The organism is Variovorax rhizosphaerae (genome assembly GCF_037889975.1).
GTDB classification, from domain to species: Bacteria; Pseudomonadota; Gammaproteobacteria; order Burkholderiales; family Burkholderiaceae_C; genus Variovorax; species Variovorax rhizosphaerae.
The window spans coordinates 395,841-418,058 of the sequence record NZ_JBBKZT010000002.1 but is presented as its reverse complement, the minus strand read 5'-3'; the positions used below and the strand labels follow the sequence as shown (position 1 = coordinate 418,058).

24 protein-coding genes are annotated in these 22,218 nt (G+C 65.9%); 9 read left to right on the top strand and 15 right to left on the bottom strand.

Annotated elements, in window-relative coordinates:
- Positions 1-18: 18 nt before the first annotated feature.
- Complete coding sequence (locus tag WKW82_RS05830; RefSeq protein ID WP_340341302.1) at positions 19-723, top strand: SDR family oxidoreductase; 705 nt, start codon at positions 19-21, stop codon at positions 721-723.
- 124 nt (positions 724-847) lie between these two features.
- On the opposite strand, the gene WKW82_RS05825 is transcribed toward WKW82_RS05830, so the two are convergent.
- Positions 848-1,177 carry a hypothetical protein gene (locus WKW82_RS05825; RefSeq protein WP_340341301.1) on the bottom strand — a complete coding sequence of 110 codons (330 nt, stop codon included), beginning with the start codon at positions 1,175-1,177 and terminating at the stop codon, positions 848-850.
- A gap of 331 nt (positions 1,178-1,508) precedes the next feature.
- Between WKW82_RS05825 and WKW82_RS05820 the strand changes: the two genes are divergently transcribed.
- From WKW82_RS05820 to WKW82_RS05800, 5 genes are all read left to right on the top strand, one after another.
- Positions 1,509-2,729 (top strand): helix-turn-helix domain-containing protein, encoded by a 1,221-nt coding sequence (locus WKW82_RS05820; RefSeq protein WP_340341300.1) that lies wholly within the window; start codon positions 1,509-1,511, stop codon positions 2,727-2,729.
- Positions 2,730-2,774: 45 nt separating this feature from the next.
- Positions 2,775-3,500 carry a Vgb family protein gene (locus WKW82_RS05815; RefSeq protein ID WP_340341299.1) on the top strand — a complete coding sequence of 242 codons (726 nt, stop codon included), beginning with the start codon at positions 2,775-2,777 and terminating at the stop codon, positions 3,498-3,500.
- A gap of 106 nt (positions 3,501-3,606) precedes the next feature.
- Positions 3,607-4,395, top strand: a complete 789-nt coding sequence (locus WKW82_RS05810) for a DUF899 domain-containing protein (protein ID WP_340341298.1) — start codon at positions 3,607-3,609, stop codon at positions 4,393-4,395.
- 42 nt (positions 4,396-4,437) lie between these two features.
- Positions 4,438-5,004, top strand: a complete 567-nt coding sequence (locus tag WKW82_RS05805) for a hypothetical protein (protein ID WP_340341471.1) — start codon at positions 4,438-4,440, stop codon at positions 5,002-5,004.
- 464 nt (positions 5,005-5,468) lie between these two features.
- A complete protein-coding gene (locus tag WKW82_RS05800) occupies positions 5,469-5,879 on the top strand; it encodes a carboxymuconolactone decarboxylase family protein (protein ID WP_340341297.1) in 411 nt (136 codons plus the stop codon).
- Positions 5,880-5,934: 55 nt separating this feature from the next.
- Here WKW82_RS05800 and WKW82_RS05795 read toward each other — a convergent pair whose 3' ends face one another.
- The 11 genes from WKW82_RS05795 to WKW82_RS05745 all read right to left on the bottom strand — a co-directional run bounded on the left by WKW82_RS05795 (position 5,935) and on the right by WKW82_RS05745 (position 16,429).
- On the bottom strand, positions 5,935-7,809 hold the full coding sequence (locus WKW82_RS05795) for a TRAP transporter large permease (protein WP_340341296.1): 1,875 nt from the start codon (positions 7,807-7,809) through the stop codon (positions 5,935-5,937).
- A gap of 19 nt (positions 7,810-7,828) precedes the next feature.
- On the bottom strand, positions 7,829-8,842 hold the full coding sequence (locus WKW82_RS05790; RefSeq protein WP_340341295.1) for a TRAP transporter substrate-binding protein: 1,014 nt from the start codon (positions 8,840-8,842) through the stop codon (positions 7,829-7,831).
- Positions 8,843-8,958: 116 nt separating this feature from the next.
- Positions 8,959-9,498, bottom strand: coding sequence for a type II 3-dehydroquinate dehydratase (locus WKW82_RS05785; RefSeq protein ID WP_340341294.1), 540 nt, complete (start codon positions 9,496-9,498; stop codon positions 8,959-8,961).
- 29 nt (positions 9,499-9,527) lie between these two features.
- A complete protein-coding gene (locus tag WKW82_RS05780) occupies positions 9,528-10,283 on the bottom strand; it encodes an SDR family NAD(P)-dependent oxidoreductase (protein ID WP_340341293.1) in 756 nt (251 codons plus the stop codon).
- A gap of 61 nt (positions 10,284-10,344) precedes the next feature.
- Positions 10,345-11,118: an SDR family NAD(P)-dependent oxidoreductase gene (locus tag WKW82_RS05775; RefSeq protein WP_340341292.1), complete on the bottom strand. Its 774-nt coding sequence runs from the start codon at positions 11,116-11,118 to the stop codon at positions 10,345-10,347.
- A 2-nt stretch (positions 11,119-11,120) separates the two neighbouring features.
- A complete protein-coding gene (locus tag WKW82_RS05770; protein WP_340341291.1) occupies positions 11,121-11,882 on the bottom strand; it encodes an alpha/beta fold hydrolase in 762 nt (253 codons plus the stop codon).
- 35 nt (positions 11,883-11,917) lie between these two features.
- Entirely contained in the window at positions 11,918-13,192 is a 1,275-nt protein-coding gene (locus tag WKW82_RS05765; RefSeq protein WP_340341290.1) for a CaiB/BaiF CoA transferase family protein, read from the bottom strand.
- Positions 13,189-13,992, bottom strand: coding sequence for an IclR family transcriptional regulator (locus WKW82_RS05760; RefSeq protein ID WP_340341289.1), 804 nt, complete (start codon positions 13,990-13,992; stop codon positions 13,189-13,191). The genes WKW82_RS05765 and WKW82_RS05760 overlap by 4 nt, the downstream gene beginning before the upstream one ends.
- Entirely contained in the window at positions 13,989-15,134 is a 1,146-nt protein-coding gene (locus WKW82_RS05755; protein WP_340341288.1) for a thiolase family protein, read from the bottom strand. Before WKW82_RS05755 ends, WKW82_RS05760 begins: the two co-directional genes overlap by 4 nt.
- Positions 15,131-15,568 carry a Zn-ribbon domain-containing OB-fold protein gene (locus WKW82_RS05750; RefSeq protein WP_340341287.1) on the bottom strand — a complete coding sequence of 146 codons (438 nt, stop codon included), beginning with the start codon at positions 15,566-15,568 and terminating at the stop codon, positions 15,131-15,133. Before WKW82_RS05750 ends, WKW82_RS05755 begins: the two co-directional genes overlap by 4 nt.
- 12 nt (positions 15,569-15,580) lie before the next feature.
- Positions 15,581-16,429, bottom strand: a complete 849-nt coding sequence (locus WKW82_RS05745) for an alpha/beta fold hydrolase (RefSeq protein WP_340341286.1) — start codon at positions 16,427-16,429, stop codon at positions 15,581-15,583.
- 238 nt (positions 16,430-16,667) lie between these two features.
- On the opposite strand from WKW82_RS05745, the gene WKW82_RS05740 reads away from it, so the two are divergent.
- Complete coding sequence (locus tag WKW82_RS05740) at positions 16,668-17,879, top strand: alpha/beta hydrolase family protein (RefSeq protein ID WP_340341285.1); 1,212 nt, start codon at positions 16,668-16,670, stop codon at positions 17,877-17,879.
- Between the two features lie 38 nt (positions 17,880-17,917).
- Here the strand turns inward: WKW82_RS05740 and WKW82_RS05735 are convergent, their stop codons facing one another.
- Positions 17,918-18,958, bottom strand: a complete 1,041-nt coding sequence (locus WKW82_RS05735) for a GlxA family transcriptional regulator (RefSeq protein WP_340341284.1) — start codon at positions 18,956-18,958, stop codon at positions 17,918-17,920.
- Positions 18,959-19,015: 57 nt separating this feature from the next.
- Here WKW82_RS05735 and WKW82_RS05730 point away from each other — a divergent pair, with 57 nt between their 5' ends.
- Positions 19,016-19,759: an SDR family oxidoreductase gene (locus WKW82_RS05730; protein ID WP_340341283.1), complete on the top strand. Its 744-nt coding sequence runs from the start codon at positions 19,016-19,018 to the stop codon at positions 19,757-19,759.
- A gap of 120 nt (positions 19,760-19,879) precedes the next feature.
- Positions 19,880-20,176, top strand: coding sequence for a hypothetical protein (locus tag WKW82_RS05725; RefSeq protein ID WP_340341282.1), 297 nt, complete (start codon positions 19,880-19,882; stop codon positions 20,174-20,176).
- Here the strand turns inward: WKW82_RS05725 and WKW82_RS05720 are convergent.
- Together WKW82_RS05720 and WKW82_RS05715 are read right to left on the bottom strand one after the other, a co-directional pair.
- On the bottom strand, positions 20,173-21,015 hold the full coding sequence (locus WKW82_RS05720; protein ID WP_340341281.1) for a citryl-CoA lyase: 843 nt from the start codon (positions 21,013-21,015) through the stop codon (positions 20,173-20,175). The genes WKW82_RS05725 and WKW82_RS05720 overlap by 4 nt on opposite strands.
- Entirely contained in the window at positions 21,012-22,211 is a 1,200-nt protein-coding gene (locus WKW82_RS05715; protein ID WP_340341280.1) for a CaiB/BaiF CoA transferase family protein, read from the bottom strand. Before WKW82_RS05715 ends, WKW82_RS05720 begins: the two co-directional genes overlap by 4 nt.
- Positions 22,212-22,218: the final 7 nt, after the last annotated feature.

The following is a 22,218-nucleotide window of genomic DNA, read 5'->3' as shown; positions in this document are numbered from 1 at the left end:
CTCAACTGAAAGATGTCGATGAAGCTCAAGGATTCCGTCGTATTCGTGACTGGGGCCAACCGTGGCCTGGGACTGGCCTTCGCGAAGGCCGCGCTGGCTGCCGGGGCACGCAAGGTCTATGGGGCGGCGCGCGACCCGGCCACCGTGACGCTGGCGGGTGTGACGCCGGTGGCGCTCGATGTGACGAACGCTGCACAGGTCGAGGCGGCGGCTGCGGCTTGCGGCGATGTGACGCTGTTGATCAACAACGCGGGGATCTCTCGGGGTGGTGCGCTGCTCGGGCCTGCGACGGCCTTCGATGCGGCGCGTGCGGAGTTCGAAACCAACTTCTTTGGACCGTGGTCCATGGCCCGTGCGTTCGCGCCGGCGCTCAAGGCCAATGGGGGCGGTGCGATCCTCAACGTGCTGTCCGTGCTCAGCTGGCTCAGCCTGCCGAATGCCGCAACCTACAGCGCATCGAAGTCGGCCGCGTGGTCCTTGAGCAATGGCTTGCGCGATGCATTGCGCGAACAAGGCACGCAGGTCACGAGCCTGCATGTGGCGTTCATGGAAACCGACATGACGGCCGGCATTCCAGGGCCGAAGGCTTCGCCGGAAGACGTGGCCCGCCAGGCGCTGGAAGGCGTGGAGGCCGGGCAGGTCGAGGTGCTTGCCGATGGCTTGACGCGGCAAGTGAAACAGAGCCTGTCGAGCGACGCACCTGCGTACGCGGCAGCACGCTGAGCGCTTCCGGCCCGACGATTCAAGCGACGTGGGCCGCACTGTTCAACCGGCCTGCCGCCTTCGCCCCGCCTCGCCCCGAAGAGGGAACTGTCGCCGCGGCACCTTGCATGCCGCGGCGACGGACTCAATAGCGGTACGGATTGTTCGGCTGACGGTCGTAGCGGTTAGGCACGCCATCGCCATCGCGGTCGCGGCGGTAATGGCCGTGTCCGTGGCGCTCGTCCCAGCGGCGGGCGCGATCATGGTCGTAGAAGCGATGCTGGGGCGGCGGGGGCGGTCCGTAGTAGACCGGTGCCGGACGCACGTAGACAGGCTGCGGCGGGCTTACATAAACCGGGGGAGGGGCGCCGAGGTAGATCTGCGCGTTCACGTGGGGCTGTGCTTGCGCAACGGTCCCAACGGCGCCGAGCGAAACGAGGGCCGCTGCGGCAACTGCGAAAGTAAGCTTTTTCATGACAACTCCAGAAGAGCGATAAGTGCCTTCATGGTGACCCGCTCATGTCAACGGCGTGTAAGCGGGAAGCGAAGTGTCGTGAAGTTCTGTGAGCCGTCAGGTTGCCCTCAGGGTGCTGCGTGGGAATCCGCTGACGCGAGGAATGCGTGAAGGTGCGCAGGTTTGGGCCACGTGGCGGTCAGGTTGGTCTGGTTCTTGCCCAACTTCGCATAGGCGGGTGGCGATGTCCTGCTGGCAGTTGCGCATGCCCACTCATCGCTGCTGCTGACGCACCGGGGCGGCCTTGTCGCCGCCGGGAGCATGAAAACAAGCGGCAAGGTAGCCTGTCGCCATGGATTCCCTGATCGCCGCCGCCGCACGCGCGCTCGCCGCGGGCGATGCGCTCGGCGCGCTCAAGCGCGTGGCCTTGCGCGACGACCCGCCGGCGCTGGCGCTGCGAGGCATCGCCATGGCCCAGCTTGGCGAGCTTGCGCGGGCGCGTGAACTGCTGCGCCGTGCCGCGCGCGGATTCGGCGCCCATGAGCAACACTCCCGCGCCCGCTGCGTCGTCGCTGAAGCCGAGGTGGCGCTGGCCATGCGCGACCTGGGCGGTTCGCCGCGCGCGCTGGACGCCGCGGCGAGCACGCTGGAGGCGCGCGGCGATCATGCCAATGCAAGGCAGGCGCGGTTGATCGCGGCGCGGCGCCTGCTGCTGATCGGCCGACTCGACGAGGCGACGCTGGCACTCGCGGGGATCGACATGCATGGATTGCCGCCTTCATTGGCAGCAGTGGCGGAACTGGCCGCCGCGGAACTGGCGCTGCGCTCGCTGCAGATCGGCCCGGCGCAGGCGGCGCTGGCACGGGCGTGCGAGGCGGCAGAGCGCGCTCGCGTGCCGGCGCTGCGGGGCGAGGTCGCGGAAGCGCAGGCCGCGCTGGGTCGCACGGCTGCAAGGCGGCGTGTCAATGGCAGCGAGCAGGCGCTGCGCCTCGACGAAGTGGCCGCACTGCTCGACTCCGACGCGCTGGTGGTCGACGCGCTGCGCCACCGCGTGCACGCCGCCGACGCGTGGTTGCCGCTGGCACGCCGGCCGGTGTTGTTCGCGCTGGCGCGCGCGCTGGCCGAGGCCTGGCCCGGCGATGCCGACCGCGAGGCCTTGATCGCGTACGCCTTTCGCACCCGCCACCCTGATGAGACGCACCGGGCACGCTTGCGTGTCGAGATCGGCCGCCTGCGCGCACTGCTCAAGCCGCTGGCCCGGATCGAGGCCACGGCGCGGGGCTTCGTGCTGCAGCCGCACGACGCGCGCGATGTCGTGGTGCTCGCGCCGCCCGTCGATGGAGAACAGGGCGCATTGGTGGCACTGCTGTCCGACGGCGCGGCCTGGTCGACCTCCGCGCTGGCCTTGGCGCTGGGGGCCAGCCAGCGCACGGTGCAGCGCGCGCTGGCCGACCTGGAGGCGGAGGGCAGGGTGCGCGCCATCGGCCAAGCGCGGGCGCGGCGCTGGTTGTCGCCGCCGCTCGCGGGATTCACGACGATCTTGTTACTCCCCACGGCGCTGCCGATTGAATAGAGTTCGCTCCATGGCGCCGCTTCCAGGCGCGACAAGGAGTCAGCGATGGCCGTCAGTACCACCCCCACCCGCAGCAAGGCCAAGCCCGAAGCCGCCGCGCAAGCCGCGGAGATCGTGCGCGAATACGGCCCCTTCGCCGGCGCCGAAAAGATCGCCGGCGTGACCAGCGACGGCGAGCGCATCTGGGCCGCCACCGGCGCCCGCCTGATCGCTTTCGACCCTCGGAGCGGGGAAACCACGCGCGCACTCGATCGCGCCTGCGATGCCGGTACCGCCTTTGATGGCAAGCACCTCTACCAGATCGCCGAGCAGCGCATCGACAAGATCGACCCGGCCACGGGCGAGGTGCTGGCCACCATCCCGGCGCCGGGCCATGGCTTCGACTCCGGGCTTACCTGGGCCGAAGGCAGCCTGTGGGTGGGCCAGTACCGCGACCGCAAGATCCACCAGATCGATCCGCAGACCGGCACGGTGATCCGCACCATCGAGACCAATCGCTTCGTCACCGGCGTGACCTGGGTCGACGGTGAGTTGTGGCACGGCACCTGGGAAGAGGAGGCGAGCGAACTGCGCCGCATCGACCCGGACAGCGGCACGGTGATCGAGCGGGTGGCGATGCCGCCGGGTGTCGCCGTCAGCGGCCTCGAGTCCGATGGGGCCGGCCTCTTCTACTGTGGCGGTGGGTCGAGCGGCAAGGTGCGCGTCGTACGCCGACCTGCGCGCGCATCGCGCACCACCTCTGCTTCAGGCAAGGCAAGCACGCCGGGCTGACGACCCTTCCGGTCTTCCGATCACGACACGCGCGGGCCAGCGATGGGCTGGCCGGGCCGCGCATTGTCAAACGCAAGCCTCTCATCGAGCCAAGGAGCACACCGCCATGAACACCGCCACCGCCGAATCCAGCACGACGAACCATCCCGTCGTCTCGCGCGAGCGATGGCTTGCTGAACGCCTGGCATTGCTCGATCGCGAAAAGGAACTGACGCGCCTGCGCGACGACATCGCCCGCGCACGCCGCGCGCTGCCCTGGACGCGCATCGACAAGGACTACGTCTTCGACACGCTCGACGGCCCGTGCCGCCTTGCCGACCTGTTCGAAGGCCGCAGCCAGTTGCTGGTGCAGCACTTCATGCTCGGCCCGGGCTGGGCGCAGGGCTGCCAGAGCTGCTCGTACATGGCCGACCATATCGACGGCATGCAGGTCCACCTCGAACACCGCGACGTGACGATGCTCGTCATCTCGCGCGCGCCGCTGGTCGAGATCGAGCACTTTCGGGAGCGCATGGGCTGGCGCTTCAAGTGGGTGTCTGCGCACGGCAGCGACTTCAATTTCGACTTCGGCGTCAGCTTCACGCCGGAGCAAAAAGACCGAGGCGAGGTCGACTACAACTTTGGCAAGCGCGGCTTCATGAGCGAGGAACTTCCCGGCGTCAGCGTGTTCTGCAAGGACGATGCGGGCGACGTGTTTCATACCTACTCGACCTACGGCCGAGGCGTCGAGGTGATGATGGGCACCTACGCCATGCTGGACCTCACTCCCAAGGGCCGTGACGAGCACAACCCGGCGTATCCCATGGATTGGGTGCGCCACCACGACCGCTACGCGCCAGCGCCGGTCGCGAAGCCTGCGCCGGTCAGCGGGGCGTGCTGCCACGCTGAGGCGTGAGACGCGGCGGCGACGTGCGTCGAGGGCAATGACATGGACAGCATGGCGAGCCTCTGGCCCTGGCTGGCGGTCGCGGGGCTCGGCGCCTTTCACGGGCTGAACCCGGCCAGCGGCTGGATGCTGGCTGCCGCCTGGGCCTTGCGTTCGCACGATCGGGCGCAGGCGCTGCGGGCCTTGCTGCCGATCGCGGCCGGGCACGCCGCATCGGTCGCGCTCGTCGCTGCGGCGGTGGCCTTCGGCGTGTCGATGGACCGCACCGTGCTGCAGGTTGTCGCTGGCGGGCTCATGGTGGTGGCCGTTGCGGTGCACCTGTCGGGGCACGCACCCCGCGTGGCGCGCAAGCCGGCAGGGCATGCCGGGCTGGCGCTCTGGTCTTTCATGATGTCCACCGCGCATGGCGCCGGCCTGATGCTGGTCCCGGCCCTGGCGCCGTTGTGCCTGGGTGGCCCCGTGGCGGGGCAGGGCGGTGCATCGGATGCCTTGCTGCTCGCGTTCGCGGCCGTGGGCGTCCACATGGTCGCGATGCTCGCGGTGACGGGCGTCGTTGCCAGCGGGGTGTGCCGCGGCTTTGACGCTTGGCGACGTTGGAGAGAAGTCGACGAATCCTGACGCGTGCAGCATAGGTTTGGGGCTACATCAGGGATCATCGGCGAGTTCATGGCGGACCTTCCAGGAGTTTCCGCCGCGGCAGAAGGCGGCGAGCTTCACGGTCGAGCAAGCGCATGACAAGTTGGCGAGTTCGGGGAGTGCGTCGAAGTAGGGCGCTGCGGATTCACACCCTTGTCTTGGCCGTCGGTGACTTGGCCATCGTTGCGCGGTCGAAGCGCAACCGTTATCGGATCGAGATTCCGGTAATTCGAATCCATGGGGATGCACTCGCTGAGCGAGGGCTGCGTCAGCCTCTCCCGGGCCTTGGCGCGGCCGCCCTTTCAATTCAAAGCATCGCTTGCAGGCATCTCATTCCATATCGGAGGTACGTGCATTCCTATATGCTGGTGCTGCGTGAAGGGACGCGGTCGGTCGCCGTCTTCTCAATCGGGTTTCGCGTGCCGCCCAGGCAACAGGAGGTCCACATGAACAGCTCGGATTTCGATCGTGGAGAAGCAATGCGTCGGACGGTGCTGGGCGATCCCCACGTGGATCGTGAGCTGAGCAACCCCGACCAGTTTTTCCAGCCAATGCAGGCGATGGTGACCAGCTTTGCCTGGGGCGACGTCTGGACGCGAGACGATCTACCGCTCAAGACGCGCAGCCTGATCACGCTGGCCATGCTGATAGCCCTCAACCGCCCGAACGAACTGCAGGTTCACACGCTCGGCGCTTTGCGCAATGGGTGTTCAGTGTCCGAGATACGTGGTGTGCTGATGCATTCGGCCGTGTACTGCGGATTCCCAGCTGCGCTGGATTCGTTCCGCACCGTGTCCAAGGCCCTGAAGAGTGCCGGCATCGACACTGAAGAACACTTCACCAAGTTCCCGGTTTGAAAGTGTGGCCGTCTGTCGAAGTCACCTCCGACAGATTCGGCCGCACCCATGGCTCCTACTTCAGGAAGCCCGTGGAGAACCACGGGATCGCAGTCACGACGATCAGACCAACGAACAGGGCGAGCATGTAGCCGATGATGGGCTTCATGCCTTCGTCCGGGTGAATGCGACTGATGGCACAGGCCGCGTAGTACCCAACGCCGAAGGGCGGCGCAAACAGGCCCAGGCCCATCGACAACACGACCACCATCGCGTAGTGGATGTCGTTGATACCGAGCTTGTGCGCAATCGGAAACATCAAAGGGCCGAACAGCACGATCGCGGGGATGCCTTCAAGCAGACTTCCGAGCACGATGAAAGCGAGCACCGAGACGGCCAGGAAGGTCCATGCGCCGCCAGGGAGCGAGCCCATGAAGTCGGCCAGTGCATTGGAGAAGCCGGACTGGGTCAGCGCCCATGCCATGGCAGTCGCTGCTCCGATGATCAACAGGATCGCCCCTGACAATGAAGCCGTGTCCACCAGCATTGGCCGCAGGCGCCGCCAGTCGAACTGCCGATAGACAAGCAGGCCCATGACGACTGCATAGGCGATGCCGATGGTCGACACTTCGGTTGCGGTTGCCACGCCTTCGATGACGGCGGCTCGAATGATGAAGGGCAACGCGATGGCGGGCAGGGCGATGACCAAAGTCTTGCCGATCTCTGCGAAGCTGGCGCGCTTGATGCCCTCGAGGCTCTCCCCGCGATGGCGCCACCAGACCACCATGCAGAGACCGACACCAAGAACAATGGCCGGCATCAGGCCGCCAATGAACAATGCCGAAATCGAAAGACCGGTGACGGATCCGATCGTGATCAGGACGATGCTTGGCGGCACGGTTTCGGTCTGCGCGCCCGTGGCCGACAAGAGGGCGACCAGATCGCCGCGCTTGGCGCCCCGCTTTTCCATCTCTGGAAACAGGACCGGCGCGATGGCCGCCATGTCCGCCGCCTTCGATCCGGAGATGCCGGAAACGAGATACATCGCACCGACCAGAACATAGCTGAGGCCGCCGCGCACATGGCCGAGAAGACTGGCCAGGAAGCGCACCATCGCGCGCGCCATGCCGGTCATCTCGATCAGCAATCCGAGGAACACGAAAAGCGGGACAGCGAGCAGGATCAGGTGCGACATGCCTTCGTCCATGCGGCTTACAACGACCGTCAGTGGCATCGGGGTCGCCACCGCCAGATAGCCGAAGGTCGCAAGCCCGAAGCAAAAGGCAATCGGCACACCGGCCAGGACAGTCCCTGCAACGATGACAACGAAGAAGATGACGAGGTTCAGGTTTCCAAGCCCCTTGAGAACGGGTTGCAGCCCCCACAGCACCGCGCAAATGGCGGCGATTCCCGCCAGCGCCGTTGCCACCAGTTTGACGTTGCCGACCTGCGCGAGTCGAATCAAGGCGGTCGCAATCATCAACGCGATGCCCACGGGAAGCGCGCCTGCGCGCCATGAGTTGGGGATTTCCAACGCGGGCGTCGTGATGAAGGCTTCATCGACGAAATACTCGTACGAAGGCCAAAGCATCATCACCAGGAAGGCCAGCGCAGCGGCGACGGCCACCACTTCGAAGAAGGCACGTCGCGATGGCGATAGCCCGCTCACGAGCGCCGTCATGCGCATGTGCTCTCCGCGGCGGAACGCCACCACTGCACCGAGCATCGCCAGCCACAGGAAGAGGATGGAGGCCAATTCATCCGACCAGATCACGGGCCGGTGCAAGAGGTATCGAAAGACCACGCCCGTCAGGAGCACGATCACTTCGGCCAGCACCAACAAGGCGGCAGGGACCTCGACCAATACGCCGAGCCACCTGTCGATGACCGATAGAGCGCCGCCAACCCGTAGCGGGTTGACGTCGGTTGCGGGATGTGCAGTGTGTTGCATGTCGTTCAACCGCGGTTGCTCAGCTCAATTGCCCGGCGTACTTTTCAAGCAAAGTCCAGGCTTCAGCGCCGAACTTTTCCTTCCATTCAGCGTAGTAGCCGGCCTGCTTGAGCTTCGCGCGGAAGGGGGCGACGTCGATCTCGTTGAACTTCAGCCCCTTCGTCGTCAGGCTCTGGCGCAGCGACGCGTCCTGGTTGGCCATGTCGGTGCGCTGGTCCAATGCCGAGCGGTCGAAGTTCTTGCTCACGATGGCCTGGAGGTCGGGCGCCAGACGCGCGAATGATTTACGGTTTCCCAACACCCAGTAGCCGTCCCACATGTGGTTCGTGAGCGTGCAGTACTGTTGCACCTCGTACAGGCGGTTGGTGTCGAGGATCACCAGCGGGTTCTCCTGGCCGTTGACCACCTTTGTCTGCAGCGATGTGTAGAGCTCGGCGAAATTGATGGCGGTCGGACTCGCCCCGAAGCTCTTGAAAAGCGACACCCACATCGGGCTCGCCGGGACACGGATCTTGAAGTTGTCGAAGTCGGCCGGTGTGCGGATCGGGCCCGTGCTGCTGGTGACCTGGCGGAAGCCGCTGGTCCAGACCTTCGGCATGGTGATGAGGCCGGCTTTCTCGATCTGCTTGCGCAGGTGGGCACCGACATCCCCGTCCATTGCGGCGAGCGCGGTGGCGGTGTCCTTGAAGGCGAACCCGACGCCTGGCAATGCTGCGCCAGGCACCAGCGGTGCGACAAGTTGGGTCGAGTACATGAAGAAGTCGAGTGCGCCGGAGCGCAGCTGATTCAGCATGTCGGGGCCGCCACCCAACTGGTTGTTGGGGAAGAGCTTGATGTCGACGCGACCGCTGGTCTCCTCCTTGATGCGGGCGACGGCTTCCAGTGTCCGCACGTTGCACGGGTGACTCGCGGGCGTGTCGCTGGCGATCTTGAATTCGAACTCCGCGGCATGCGCAAATCGCGGCAGCAGCACCGTGCCTGCAAGCGCTGCGGAACCGGAGAGGATTTGGCGACGATTGAGTTGATGTCTCATGATTTGATACTCCAGAGTGGTGCCAGGCCGGTCGTTGAAAGTGATACCGGCACAGCGGACAAATAACTTGCAAGAGGAATTCGCGCGCTCTGTTCGGAGCGAGACGCGAAAGGCAATCAGCCTTCGTTTTCGGACTTTCCGAGGAAGCCTTCGTCATCCAGGGCCAGCACCAGCGCCGTGAGGGCCCCGATGTAGCTGTACTGGCGCATGCCCATGCACATGCCTGTCGCCGTGTGCGTGAAGCTCGAACGGATGCTGCCGCCGCCGAGGCCGCGCGCGCCTCCGGCGCCCGCGCTGATGTTCGCGAAGTGAACCTCGATCACCGGCCGACCCGTGTCCTCGAGTGCATGGCGCACGCCTTCGCCCACGGTCGTCAGGCCTGCCGGGTTGATGATGTAGCCGTCCACGCGTTCGGCGGATTCGTGGATGAACTCCAGGATGTCGCCCTGGTGGTTGGAGGAGAAGGCTTCGACATCGACGCCGAGTCGCGTGCCGAAGCCGGCCACGTAGGCCTTGAGTTCATCGAGTGATCCGATCTTGCCGTAGACCTTCTTGCTGCGTGCCCCGAGGTTGGACATGTTCGGACCATCGATCACCGCGATGCGATGCCTGCGAGCCGTCTCGCGCTCGATCGTTGCCGTGCTTGCGGATTGCATGTTTGTCTTCCTTTTTTGGCGCGCCGGCTTCAGTTGAAGCGCAGGCCGGCGTCGACGTTGAGCGTCTGGCCGGTGATGTACTTGGCGGCGTCGGAAGCCAGGAACATGGTGGCGCCGATCATGTCGCTCACGTCGCCCTTGCGCTTGAGCGCCTGCGCGGAAAGGATGGCATCCCACTGCTCGGGCTTGATGGTGTCGCGCGGGACCTCGGTCACGATGCCGTGCGGGCTGATCGCGTTGACGTTGATGCCCACTTCGCCGAGCTCGGTCGCGAGCGCCCGGGTCAAGGCCACGACGGCGCCCTTGGAAGCGACGTAGTGCGCGTAGTTGGCACGGCCCGTGACGACGACGCTCGACGAGATGTTGATGATCTTTCCGCTTTTCTGGGCGCGCATCGGCTTTGCGGCTGCCTGTGCGCTGAAGAACACGCCGCGCGCATTCACAGCCATCACGCGATCCCATTCGTCGCCATCGATTTCCTCGAATGGCTTCATCTTGAGGGTGGAAAAGATGGCGGCGTTGTTGATGAGCACATCGACGCGGCCGAAGCTTTCGATGGCCTTGTCGATCATGGCCTGGGCGCTCGCCTTGTCGGCCACGTCGACCTTGATGGCGACGGCCTTGCCACCCGCCGCGTTGACTTCCGCCGCGACCTTGTTGGCCTGCTCTTCGTTGAGATCGGCCACGACGACCGCGGCGCCAGCCTTGGCGAACTCGATGGCATAAGCGCGACCGATGCCTTGGCCGGACCCCGTGATGACAACGACCTTGTTGGTGAATTCCATGATGTGCTTCCGTAGTGATAGTGAATGTGAGAGGTGAGCGAGATACGTGAGTGAGAGCGCCTCAGCGGGGCATGCGCAAGGCCGTCATGCCACCGTCGAGGTTGATGACGCTGCCGACCGTGGAGTGCGCGCCCGAGCGCGCCAGGTAGGCGACCGCTTCTCCGACTTCTTGCGCAGAAATCATGCGGCCGGTGGGTTGGCGGGATTCGAACGAGGCGCGCTTGGCGGCGGGATCCGGATCGCGTGCGGCGAGCTCTGCCATGAAGGGCGTGTCGACAGTGCCCGGGCTCACGCAATTGACGCGGATGCCTTCGGTGACAAGGTCCGCCGCGACGGCCATGGTCATCGACTGGACCGCACCCTTGGTCGCGGAGTAGAGCGCGCGCTGCGGCAGCCCGTTGACGGCGGTGCAGGAGGACATGTTGACGATCGCGGCATCCGACGAACGGCGCAGCCATGGCAGCGCGGCGCGCGTCGCGCGCATCATGCCGACCACGTTGATGTCGTAGATGCGATGCCAATCGGCGTCACTGCCGTCCTCGATGGTGCCCACAAAGCTGACACCGGCGTTGTTGACCAGCACATCGATGCGGCCATGGGCCTCTCCGAAGCCGCCGATGGCTTGATCGAGTGCGGCCTGATCGCGCACATCGGCGACCAGGGCCGTCGCGCCCTCCGGCACACCCTTCGCGGTGAGGTCGACGGCTCCGACGATGTAGCCGTGGCTCTGCAAGACGGCGACGACGGCTTGCCCGATCCCGGCTGCACCTCCGGTCACGACGGCGACGCGTCCGCGGGTTGAATCTGTGCCTTGCGGCTGGGTAGTGTTGGCCATGGTCAGTGCTTCGATGAAGGTTGAACGGTGTGGGCGAGCCAATGCACGCGCAGTGCGCCGACCAGCTCGGGCGCGGCGAACAGCGGAGCCATGTGGCCGCCGGAGGCAAGCGTCGTGAACGCCACGTTGTCGGCTCGCCCCGCCTTTTTGAATGCCTCCACGATGGGCTGCATGGCATGCGGCGGGGTCGAAAGATCGTCTGCCGCCGTGATGCAGAGGGTCGGCGGCAGCAAGTCGGCGATGTCGTCGTAGCCCGGGAATTGCGCGAGCGCCTCCCAGGCACCGGCGAAGCCCTCCGACTGCATCGCATTCAGGGTCGATCGCGCATAGCTTTGGGGTGCGTTGTCGAGCGCGGCACCTTCTTCGCCAAACCAGCGAAACATCGTCGGCGCGACAGCCGCTCGAACGCCGTCAGCACGCACGGCGGCCGCGCGCTCCGTGAACCCAAGCATGCCGCGCGAGGGCGAGGAAATGAGCGTGAGCGTGGCGATGCGGCCCGGGCTCCCGCACGCCGTGCGCGCAGCAAGAAGCGCGGCAACCGCCCCACCCATCGAATGGCCCAACAGATGAACGGGGCCATCACTGCATTCGGCCAATGCCAGGGCGGCATCGTCGACATACTGTTCGAGCGACGTTGCCGGCCGATTCACTTGCGCGCCGTGTCCCCGCTGATCGAAGGAGGTGATGCGCCAATCCGGTCCAACGGCCTCACGCAACGCGTCGAAGGAATGGGCATCCAGCCCGATCGAATGAAGCGCCAGCACCTGGCCGCCCTGTCCGACGGGAAGGTTGTTCGTGCTCACGGCGCCACTGCCTTGGCGGTGGCCGAGGCACCCGATTGGAGACTGGCGCACGCCATGCGCTGCACCAGCACGCCGCGTTCCACTAACGAACCGACCTCGTCCTCGCTCACGCTCAGCCAGTCATCCAGAACCGCCCGTGCGTCTTCGCCAAGGCGTGGTGGGTAGGTCGCTTCGCGCTCCGCCTCGCCGACAAAGCGAATGGGATTGCCGACCACTTCAATGCGTTCGCCGTGTTTTCCATGGAGCGGCAAGACCATGCCGCGACCCGACTCGCGCGCATCCTGCAGGGCCTCAGGGACGTTCTTGATGAGCGCAACCGGCACGCCGTTGGCCTGCAGCGGCTCGATCCAGTCAGCAGCGGAACGCGTCAGGAAAGCCTGTTCCAGAAGCACCCACAGATCGTCGCGATTCTTCAGGCGTTGGCCGCTTGTCGCGAAGCGTTCGTCATCGATGAGATGGCCGACGTTCAGTGCCTCGCACAGGCCTTTCCACATCCGCTCAGTGTTCGCCGTGACGACCAGTTCGCGCCCGTCCCCGCCAACGAACGAACGGTACGTGGGAATCGAATCATGGCGTGCGCCTTGCGGGCTCGGCGTGGTGCCGGCGACCAACGCGTAGGTGCTCTGGTAGGACAGCATGGCCAGCTGACAGTCGAGCATCGAAACGTCGATGACGCGGCCTTCGCCAGCTTCGTCGCGTTCACGGTCCGCAAGTGCGGCGTTGATGGCAATCGCGGCGTACATGCCCGCCACCATGTCGCCGGCCGGGATGCCCAGGCGCACGGCCGGTCGGCCCGGCTCACCGGTCATGCTCATCACACCGGAGAGCGCCTGGACGATCATGTCGTAGGCGGGCCTGTCCCGCCATGGACCGGTCTGACCGAAGCCGCTGACCGAAGCCCAGATCAGCGACGGATCTTGTTCACGCAGCGCTGCGATGTCGAGCCCGATGCGCGCGGCGACGCCGGGCCTGTAGTTCTCGACCACCACGTCCGCCTCGCCGATGAGGCGCTTGACCAAGGCCAGGCCTTCGGCTTGCTTCATGTCCACCGCAATGCTCTGCTTGTTGCGGTTGATGCCGAGGTAGTAGGCGCTGTCGTCGGAGACGAAATGCGGCGGAATGGCGCGGCTTGAATCGCCTTCCGGCGCTTCGATCTTGACGACTTCGGCGCCCAGGTCAGCGAGGATCTGTGTGCAGAACGGCCCTGAAAGGAAGGTCGTCAGGTCGATGATGCGATAGCCGGCCAGCGGCTGGGGACGTGGTGCGTTCACTTGAAATCAGCTCCGAGGTCGTGTGAAAGCGCTTTGGCGCGCTTCGAGACTTCGACGCCTATGGCGTCTGTACTGGAGTGCGGCATGCGCGCCTTGGGAGAGGTCAGGCAGATGCAGCCGATGACCCCGGTCGGGCCGAACACAGGGGCAGCGATGCCTCGTGCGTCCGGCAGTTTTTCGCTTTCGCTCATCGCCCAGCCGCGGACTCGAACTTGCTCGAGTTCAACTGCGAGGCGTGCGGCATCGGGCGGCATGGCACCGGTCACCGGCGAGGGCCCCTCGGCCGCCAGGATCCTGCTGGCTTCTTCTGGCGGGAGGAAGGCAAGAACGGATTTCCCGGAGGCACCCCAGACCACGGACAGTGGGGTGTGCATGTCGATCTGGTACTTGAGCTTTTGCTGCCCGTCTGCTCGCGCGGCGAAGCTCATCGCACCTTCAGTTGGCAGATAGAGACCGAACAGCACCGTTTCGTTGAAGGCCTCTGCGATCGCTTCGATGACTGGCTGCGCCATGGCGACCGGCGACTTGCCGGCCATGACACGGGCAGCGACGCGGTAGAACTGCGGCCCGATGCCGTATTGCCCTCCGGCAACCGCATCCACAAAGCCTTCCTTGCGCAGCAACTGGAGCATGCGGTGGGCCGTCGATGGGGGCACCTGCATCACGTCCCCGACATGCTTGACCGACACGGTGCCACCCGCATCGGCGAGGAGGGTCAGCAATGCCAATGCCCGGCTGACGGTACCTGTTCCCGCGCCGCCTTCGGCGGACGGCACAACGATGGGCGGTTCCTTGGTCATACGGTGCTTTCGAACAGGTGGACAGTGCAGGCGCCATGGTCCAGCCCTGCGATACCGCCGCCGGTCACATGGGACAGGCCGATGCGCGCCTTGTCGACCTGACGCGCGCCGGCCTGATCGGTGAGTTGCCAGTACATCTCCACGGCTTGCGCCACACCACTGCAGCCCACCGGATGTCCCTTGGACAACAGCCCGCCACTTGGATTGACGACCACGTCGCCGCCATAGGTGGTTTTGCCGGCCTTGAGGTAGTCAGCCGACTCGCCCGGCTTGCAGAGTCCCAGCGCTTCGTAGTAGACGAGCTCCGCGATGGTGAACGCGTCATGCAGTTCCACCACATCGACATCGGCGGCACCGATGCCAGCGGCTTCATAGGCATCGGCTGCGGAGTGGTACGTGATCTCGGGGCGCAGCATGTCGCGGAAGCCGGTCGTCATCGAGCCCGAGTGCAGGATCGATGCCGCCACGCGAACGGCGGGCAGACCCAGGCGCTTGCGTACCGCATCGGAGACCACCAGCACCGCAGCGGCGCCATCGCCGGTCGGGCAGCATTGCAGCAGGGTCAGCGGTTCGCAGATGTAGCGCGATGCGAGGACTTCGTCGACGGTCACTTCCTTGCGGAACTGCGCGTAAGGATTCCGGGCGCCATGACGACGCGCCTTCACGCTCACCTCGGCAAGATCCGATGGCTTCGCGCCGCGTTCATGCAGGTAGCGCCGGGCGCGCATCGCGTACAGCGCCGGCATCACCATACCCTGCTGCACCTCGGGATCTTCGAGCACGAGCGGGAGCGTTCCGCCTCCGAACTGGGTGAGCTTGTCGACGCCGATGACCAGCACGATCTCGTGACGACCTGCCTGGATGTCTTTCCATGCCTGGTGCAACGCGGTGGCGCCGCCGGAACAGGCGTTGTCGACATTGGTCACAGGTACCGTGCTGATGCCCATTTCCTTGACGATGCGCTGGCCGGTCAGCATGCCGCCGAAGGCATGGCCGCAGATCACCGACTGGACATCCGAGGGCTTCAGCCCAGCCGATGCGAGCGCGTTCAGCACGGCCGGAAGTGCGAGCCCCGAGTAGCTGGATTCACGATGCTTGGCCATCGGGATCATGGCCGCTCCGACGATGAATGCTTCGCTCATGCCGATGCTCCTTGCGTGTCGACCACGGAGACGAACCAGCGGTCGCCGTCGGTGCGCAGTTCGACGGGAACGTCGCAACCCAATGCACCCGCGGGTGCCTCGACCACCGCCAGGACGCGGACGCCGTTGTCGAAATCGACGTAGCCGATCGTGTACGGCGTCGGGCGCGAGGAGGAAACGTGCACGGTGGAATAGCTGTAGAGCGTTCCGTTGGGACCGAAGGTCATGCTCTCCATGTCGCGTGCGCCGGTGACCGGGCACACGTCGCGCGACGGGAAGGCGCGGCTTCCCGAAGAGCGCGAGACGCTGCCGCGCAAGAGCACCGTACTATCGCGAACTTCGAAAGGCAGTTGGTCCGGCGCGGCCAGGTCGGCGTAGGGGAGCGCGTTCGGCCCGAAGGCGGCGCCTGATGTGACGATGGGTTCTGATGTCATGTTGGGACTTCGTTAATGAGTGGATTCGCGGAGAGTTGTCGAGGCGATGAAGCGGGTTACTTCGCGAGCGAAGCGTTCCGGTTCTTCGATGGGCGGGGTGTGACCGGAGTCGTCCATCACGACGTGACGGCTGCCCTTCACCCGGTCAGCGATGAACTGCATGTCGGCCGGGTTCTTGGCGCGATCGAGTGCGCCGCTGACCAGCAACATCGGCGTGCGGATTTCCCGCAGCATGTCGACGTAGCTGCGCCTGGCGAAGACTTCGTGAACCGCGTCCGGAATGCGTGGGTCGATGGCGGCAAGGTGAGCACGCCAATGCGCAAGTGCTTCCCCGCCGTCTTCGATGAAGCGAGTTCCGAACATGGTGGCGACGAGGGCCTCGACCATGGCTGCGGCGCCTTGCTGACGCAGCGACGCTTCGAGCGCCTCGAAGCGCTCTGGCTGCTGTTCCGCCTCCGCCGTGCAGCAGGAGAGCACGCATGAGCGCAGGAGCTCTGGCCTCTGGCTGATGAGCTCAAGTGCGACGTAGCCTCCCATCGAGCTTCCGACGACATGCACCGGCTCACTGCCGAGTGCGTCAATCAGCGCGGCCGTATCCGAAGCCAATTGACCCATGGTCGGGCGCAGCGTTCCGGATTCGCTGCGTCCCTGGCCGCGATGGTCCGGGCAAACAAGACGCCATTCGGCCGGCATTGCGTTCAGCACATCCGCAAACATGGTCGAGCCGAAAAAGAGCGACGGCAAGAACACGACGGTCTCGGCAGCGATGTTCCTGGCTGGCCGCTCTAGGAAGTGCAGGGCCGCGCCGTCACTACCTTGGTAGGAGGCGGAGCTGACTGAATCGAGCGGGTTTGGAGTCATTTCAATATTCCGTTAAACGGAATGACATTTGATTTAATGGAATGAAAGGAGTCTAGGGCCCCAGAATTGGCGCTGATCTCGGGGAAAACCCGAGTCCATTTGTTCATAGATGTTTCGGCAGGGAGAGAAGGCGCCGAGGGCAGCGCCTGAGATGCCGGGACCCAAAACGAGACGCCTGGAACACGATTCCTGAACCGGACGACCTAGCATCCCGGCATCGCACTTTCGAGTCCTCGCCATGCACCTCTTTGCCGATCACCTTCACGACGAATACGGCACCTGGCCGTTGGGCTACATCCCGTACGGCGGGGCCGACTACGGGGAGATCGCGGCCGTCGCCCGCGCTGTCGGCAATGGAAACGACGACGCGTTTCACGCGGCGTGGACCGCAGCGGCCGAGCGCCTTGCAGCGCAAGCGGAGCAGGCGCTGGCAAAGGGGCATGAAGACAGTGCACGCGGGCTCATGCTGCGCGCGAGCTGCTTCCACGCGGCCTCCTACCACCCGCTCTACGGCGAGCCGGTGGACCCCAGGCTGATGGAGTCCTTCCGGCGCCAATCGCAACTGCTGGCCCGCGCGCTGGCTCTGGGGCCAACGCCTGCCGTGCCGCTGCGCATCCCGTTCGAGGGCACGACCCTCCCTGGCTACCTGCTGCCGGCCGAGGGGCGCGCCAGCGAGCGACGGCCACTCATGATCCTCACCAACGGCTACGACGGCACGCTCACCGACATGTACTTTGCAAGTGCCGTGGCGGCCACGCGGCGCGGCTATCACTGCCTGGTGTTCGACGGGCCGGGGCAGGGCGGTGCCCTCTACGAACAGGGCCTGCGGCTGCGCCCGGACTGGGAGACCGTCGTGCGTGCCGTCGTCGACCATGCGCTCGGCTTCGACATCGTCGATGCGCGGCGCATCGCGTTGAGCGGCTGGAGCCTCGGCGGCTACCTGTCGGCGCGCGCCGCGTCAGGCGAGCCGCGCCTGGCGGCGTGCATCTGCGATCCTGGGCTGTCGAGCGTTGCGGCGGGTTTTCGCAAGGCGGCGATTCAACTCGGCGTGCCAAGCGAACTGGCCTCGCGCCTGGGAGAACTGCCTGCGCAATGGCTGAAAAAAGTGGAGCAGACGATTGCGGTCGATCGCAAGCTGCGCTGGAGCGTGACCCAGCGCAACTACTGGGTCCATGGTGTGGACAACCTGGGCGACTATCTGAAGCAAGTCGAGCACTACACCCTCGACGGAAGAGTGGAGGCGATCCGTTGCCCCGTCCTCGTGACCGTCGCCGAGGGCGATTCGCTGGGCCACACCGCCGTCGAGTTCTTCGAAGCGTTGAGCAGCCCCAAGCAGCTTCTGCGCTTCACGGCCGAGGAAGGTGCCGGGAGTCATTGCGAGATGCACAACCGCTCGCTCGTCAACCAGCGCGTGCTGGACTGGCTGGACGAGCAACTGGTGGAGGGTTGAACGCGTGAGCCGCCTCCTGGCTTTCATGCTGACCGCTTCTAAGCCATCGAGCCCGCTCTTACCGCAAAGCGCCGCCGGTAGTCCCGAGGCGCCACGCCCAGGTGGCGCTGGAAGGTCACGCGCATGCGCTCCTCGTCTGCGAAGCCGCACAGCATGGCGATCTGGTCGATGTTGCGGCTGGAATCCTCCAGCAGGCGCCTGGCCGCCTCGAGCCGGAACACCTCGACCGCCTTGGCCGGCGTGCGCCCGGTCTTCTGCTTGTAGACGCGGGCGAAGTTGCGTGGACTCATGTGGGCCTGCTCGGCCAGTTGCTCGACGCCGAGGTTGGGTCGCTCGAGGTTGCCGGCGATCCAGAGGTTGAGTTCGTCGAACATCGCGGCCGAGTCCTCGGCCTGGGCCTGCAGCAACTCACTGAACTGCGACTGGCCGCCGGGCCGCTTGAGGTACACGACCAACTCGCGCGCCACCTCCATCGCCACGTCGTGTCCGCAGTCGGCCTCGACCAGCGCCATGGCCAGGTCGATGCCGGCCGTGACGCCGGCCGATGTCCAGATGGCGCCCTGCTGCACGAAGATGGCGTCGCGGTCGATTTCCACGGACGGGAAGCGCTGGCCCATCATGTCGAACATCAGCCAGTGCGTGGTGGCGCGCTTGTGGTCGAGCAGGCCGGCGGCGGCCAGCAGGAAGGCCCCGCTGCACACCGAAATCGTGCGGCGTGTCTTGCCCGAGGCGCGTCGCAGCCACTGGATGAGCGGCGCCGATTGGTCGAGCACCCGGGCCATGTGCGGCGATCCGGGCAGGACCAAGGTGTCGACCGACGACGGCCTGAAGCGGGTGAGCGCGTCGGTCTGTACCTCCAGCCCTTCGGCGCTGCGCACCAGGCCGCCGTCGAGGCTGGCGGTGCAGCGCTCGTAGCCCGGCAGGCCGCGCGCCTCCATGGCCTTGTTGGCCGCCCAGAACACGGTTTGCGCACCGGTCAAGTCGAGCAGGCCGACATCGGGGAAGGCGACGAACAGCACGCGTTTCAGGCGTGCGCGGCGAGCCGGCAGTTTTGGCAGTAATTCAGGGGTCTTCGTCATTTCAGCCACATTGTTCCACGCCTACCATCGATGCATCAACTCATCGAGGTACATGAAATGAAGATCGTCGTCATCGGAGGCACCGGCCTCATCGGCAGCAAGCTCATCGCCCTGCTCCAGCAACGCGGCCACGAGGCCGTCGCCGCTTCGCCCAACACCGGCGTCAACACGCTGACCGGAGAAGGCCTTGCCGCCGCGCTCACTGGCGCGCAGGTGGTGGTGGACGTGGCCAACTCGCCGTCGTTCGAGGACACCGCGGTCATGGCCTTCTTCCGGACCTCCGGCCGCAACCTGCTCGCGGCCGAGGCGGCGGCCGGCGTGAAGCACCATGTGGCGCTGTCGGTGGTGGGCACCGAGCGACTCCAGGGCAGCGGCTACTTCCGCGCCAAGCTGGTGCAGGAACAACTCATCGAAGCCTCGGGCATTCCGTACACCATCGTGCGGGCCACCCAGTTCATGGAGTTCCTGCCGGCCATCGTGCAGTCGGGCGCCGAGGGCGCCATGGTCCGGCTGCCGGCCGCGCACGTGCAGCCCATTGCGGCGCAGGACGTGGCCGTCGCCATGGCCGACAGCACCCTGGCCGCCCCGGTCAATGGCAAGGTCGAGATCGGCGGGCCCGAGCGCGCCGGCATGGCCGCAATGGCCGAGCGCTACCTGCGCGCCTCCGGCGATGCGATCTCCGTGGTGGCCGATGCAAGGGCGTCCTACTTCGGCCAACGGATCGACGACGCTTCGCTGACCACCGCCGCCGGTGCGTGGCTCGGCGCGACCACGCTCGACGCCTGGCTGGCCGCACGTTGAACGTCGGCTGCGGGTAGCGGCGGCGCTTCCTGTGCACGCGGTGGAGGCGCAACGGATCAGCCAAGCGCAAGGAGGATCAGCTGTGGCAGCATGCGACTCCCGCATCCTCCAGGAGTTGCAATGAAACGGATTCCGTCAAAGTCCGCACGTGCCTTGCCGGCGGCCGCCACCGGCGCGCATGCCATCGGCACGGCCGCGATGGGCTCCGTCCTGATCGGCGCCGCGGCCCTCGGTGCCCTGGCCGTGGGTGCCTTGGCGATCGGCCGGCTCTTCGTGGGCAAGGCTCGAATCCGGCGGCTGGAGATCGACGAGTTGGTCGTTCGCCGCATTCGGGTCATCGAGCAACTGACGCCCCCGCCAAGCTCGAAGCCTGGTGGGGTCGTCGACGATTCGAGGTCGGTTCCCGAGTCCGGCTAGGCCGCGTCCGGCACCGGCCTTTGCGGCTGCCCGTCATAGCGCCAGATGTACTCGCGCGGAATCGGCCCCTTGTTGCGACCCCCTTGTTGCGTCTGCTCCCACGCATGCGCCAGGATGCCGACCGAGCGCGACAGGCAGAAGAGGCCGCGGGCCAGTGGCGCGGGGAATCCCAGTTCGGCGTAGATCACGGCCGTGGCCCCGTCGATGTTCATGGGGATGCGCTTGCCGTTCTTCCGCGCCGCCAACTCGTCTTCAACGCCGCGCGCGATGCGAGCGAATCGCCCGCCGACGTGGCCCGCCTGTGCCGCTTGGTCGACCAGTTCCAGCAGCCGCGGTGCGCGCGGATCGATGGGATGAAAGCGGTGGCCGAAACCCGAGACGAACTTGCCGTGCAAGGCAATCGCATCGTCCAGGCCCGCACGCACTGCCGCGGCAAATTCCTCGCCGGCGTCGATGCGCGCCGCGATGTTCTGGTACATCTCGACGGCTTGCTCACCTGCGCCGCCATGGATGTCGCCGAGCACGTTGAGGGCCGAGGCCATCGCATTGTTGAGGCCGACGCCGCAGGTGGCCGCCATGCGCGCGATGGCGATGCTCGGCGCCTGCGGGCCGTGGTCCACGGCGGAGACCAATGCCGCATCGAGCAGCCGAGCCTGACCTTCGCTCGGCAGTTCGCCTCGCGTCATCAGCCAGATCATTTGCGCGAAGCTCACGCGGCCGGTCAGTTCCTCGATGGGATAGCCGCGGTAGCGGATCTCGCCGGGCGCCATCTCGATGATCGATGTGTGCCACCAGTCGCGCACGCCCTGTTGGACACTTTCGACGGTCTTGCTGCTCATATTGCTTTCTCCAGCTTGAGGGCTTCGATCTCCTGTTCGGAGTAACCGAGGCTTGAAAGGATTTCATCGGAATGCTGGCCCAAGGTGGGCGGCGGCGAATCGACGCGCGGCGCCTGCCCGTTGACCTTGAAGCCCGTGCGAACGAGGCGGATGTCACGACCGACGCCCGGCGCATCCGCGAAGGTGCCCACCATCCCGCGGTCCGCCACCTGCGGATGCTCCAGGGCCTGCGGCACGCTGTACACCGGGCCGGCCGGAACGCCGGCCTGGTTGAACAGGCGCCACCACTCGTCAGTGGACTTCGAGGCCATCGCATCCTCCAGCACGCCCTTCAATTCGAAGCGATGCTGCAGGCGGCTCTGGCGGTCGTTGAAGCGCGCGTCGTCGATCAGGTCCGGCCGGCAGACCACGCGGCACACCGCCTCGAACTGCTCCTGCTTGTTCGCCGCGATATTGAGCAAGCCGTCGCTGGTGCGGAAGGTGCCGGAGGGGCTGGCCGTGACGTTCTCGTTGCCCATGGGCTTGGGTTCGCGACCTGCGATCAGGTGGTTCGAGACCGCCCAGCCCATGGTCGACATCACCGCTTCCAGCATCGAGACGTCGATGAAGGTGCCGCCCTCGCGCTGCGGATCCGCCAGCGCCGCGGCGATGGCGAACGCAGCGGTGATGCCGCCGATGGTGTCCGCCATCGGATAGCCCACGCGGTACGGCGCGTTCTCCGGTGCGCCCGTGATGCTCATGACGCCCGACATGCCCTGGATGATCTGGTCGTAGGCCGGCAGGTCGCGCAGCGGCCCCTCCTGCCCGAAGCCGGAGATCGCGCAATAGATGAGGTTGGCGTTCTCGTTGAGCAGTTCGTCGTAGCCGAGGCCGAGGCGTTCCATCACGCCGGGTCGGAAGTTCTCGACCAGCACGTCGGCGGTCTGCACCAGCTTGCGAAACACCTCCTTGCCGGTGGGGTGCTTGAAGTCGATGGTGATGGAACGCTTGCCCGGGTTCTGGGCCAGAAAGGAGACGCCCATGTAGCGCTTGTTCAGGTCGGGATCGGCGCCGAGCTGGCGCGCAAGATCGCCGCCGTTGCGCGTCTCGACCTTGATGACGTCGGCGCCCATGTGCGCGAGTTGATGGCAGGCGAAGGGGCCGGCCAGCACATTCGTCAGGTCGAGCACGCGGATATTGCGAAGTGGTTTGGACATGTCTGGC

Coding starts and splice junctions, on each gene's coding strand:
- WKW82_RS05830 (WP_340341302.1), top strand. CDS start 19: ATGAAGCTCAAGGATTCCGTCGTATTCGTGACTGGGGCCAACCGTGGC.
- WKW82_RS05825 (WP_340341301.1), bottom strand. CDS start 1,177: ATGAAAAAGCTTACTTTCGCAGTTGCCGCAGCGGCCCTCGTTTCGCTC.
- WKW82_RS05820 (WP_340341300.1), top strand. CDS start 1,509: ATGGATTCCCTGATCGCCGCCGCCGCACGCGCGCTCGCCGCGGGCGAT.
- WKW82_RS05815 (WP_340341299.1), top strand. CDS start 2,775: ATGGCCGTCAGTACCACCCCCACCCGCAGCAAGGCCAAGCCCGAAGCC.
- WKW82_RS05810 (WP_340341298.1), top strand. CDS start 3,607: ATGAACACCGCCACCGCCGAATCCAGCACGACGAACCATCCCGTCGTC.
- WKW82_RS05805 (WP_340341471.1), top strand. CDS start 4,438: ATGGCGAGCCTCTGGCCCTGGCTGGCGGTCGCGGGGCTCGGCGCCTTT.
- WKW82_RS05800 (WP_340341297.1), top strand. CDS start 5,469: ATGAACAGCTCGGATTTCGATCGTGGAGAAGCAATGCGTCGGACGGTG.
- WKW82_RS05795 (WP_340341296.1), bottom strand. CDS start 7,809: ATGCAACACACTGCACATCCCGCAACCGACGTCAACCCGCTACGGGTT.
- WKW82_RS05790 (WP_340341295.1), bottom strand. CDS start 8,842: ATGAGACATCAACTCAATCGTCGCCAAATCCTCTCCGGTTCCGCAGCG.
- WKW82_RS05785 (WP_340341294.1), bottom strand. CDS start 9,498: ATGCAATCCGCAAGCACGGCAACGATCGAGCGCGAGACGGCTCGCAGG.
- WKW82_RS05780 (WP_340341293.1), bottom strand. CDS start 10,283: ATGGAATTCACCAACAAGGTCGTTGTCATCACGGGGTCCGGCCAAGGC.
- WKW82_RS05775 (WP_340341292.1), bottom strand. CDS start 11,118: ATGGCCAACACTACCCAGCCGCAAGGCACAGATTCAACCCGCGGACGC.
- WKW82_RS05760 (WP_340341289.1), bottom strand. CDS start 13,992: ATGACCAAGGAACCGCCCATCGTTGTGCCGTCCGCCGAAGGCGGCGCG.
- WKW82_RS05755 (WP_340341288.1), bottom strand. CDS start 15,134: ATGAGCGAAGCATTCATCGTCGGAGCGGCCATGATCCCGATGGCCAAG.
- WKW82_RS05750 (WP_340341287.1), bottom strand. CDS start 15,568: ATGACATCAGAACCCATCGTCACATCAGGCGCCGCCTTCGGGCCGAAC.
- WKW82_RS05745 (WP_340341286.1), bottom strand. CDS start 16,429: ATGACTCCAAACCCGCTCGATTCAGTCAGCTCCGCCTCCTACCAAGGT.
- WKW82_RS05740 (WP_340341285.1), top strand. CDS start 16,668: ATGCACCTCTTTGCCGATCACCTTCACGACGAATACGGCACCTGGCCG.
- WKW82_RS05735 (WP_340341284.1), bottom strand. CDS start 18,958: ATGACGAAGACCCCTGAATTACTGCCAAAACTGCCGGCTCGCCGCGCA.
- WKW82_RS05730 (WP_340341283.1), top strand. CDS start 19,016: ATGAAGATCGTCGTCATCGGAGGCACCGGCCTCATCGGCAGCAAGCTC.
- WKW82_RS05725 (WP_340341282.1), top strand. CDS start 19,880: ATGAAACGGATTCCGTCAAAGTCCGCACGTGCCTTGCCGGCGGCCGCC.
- WKW82_RS05720 (WP_340341281.1), bottom strand. CDS start 21,015: ATGAGCAGCAAGACCGTCGAAAGTGTCCAACAGGGCGTGCGCGACTGG.
- WKW82_RS05715 (WP_340341280.1), bottom strand. CDS start 22,211: ATGTCCAAACCACTTCGCAATATCCGCGTGCTCGACCTGACGAATGTG.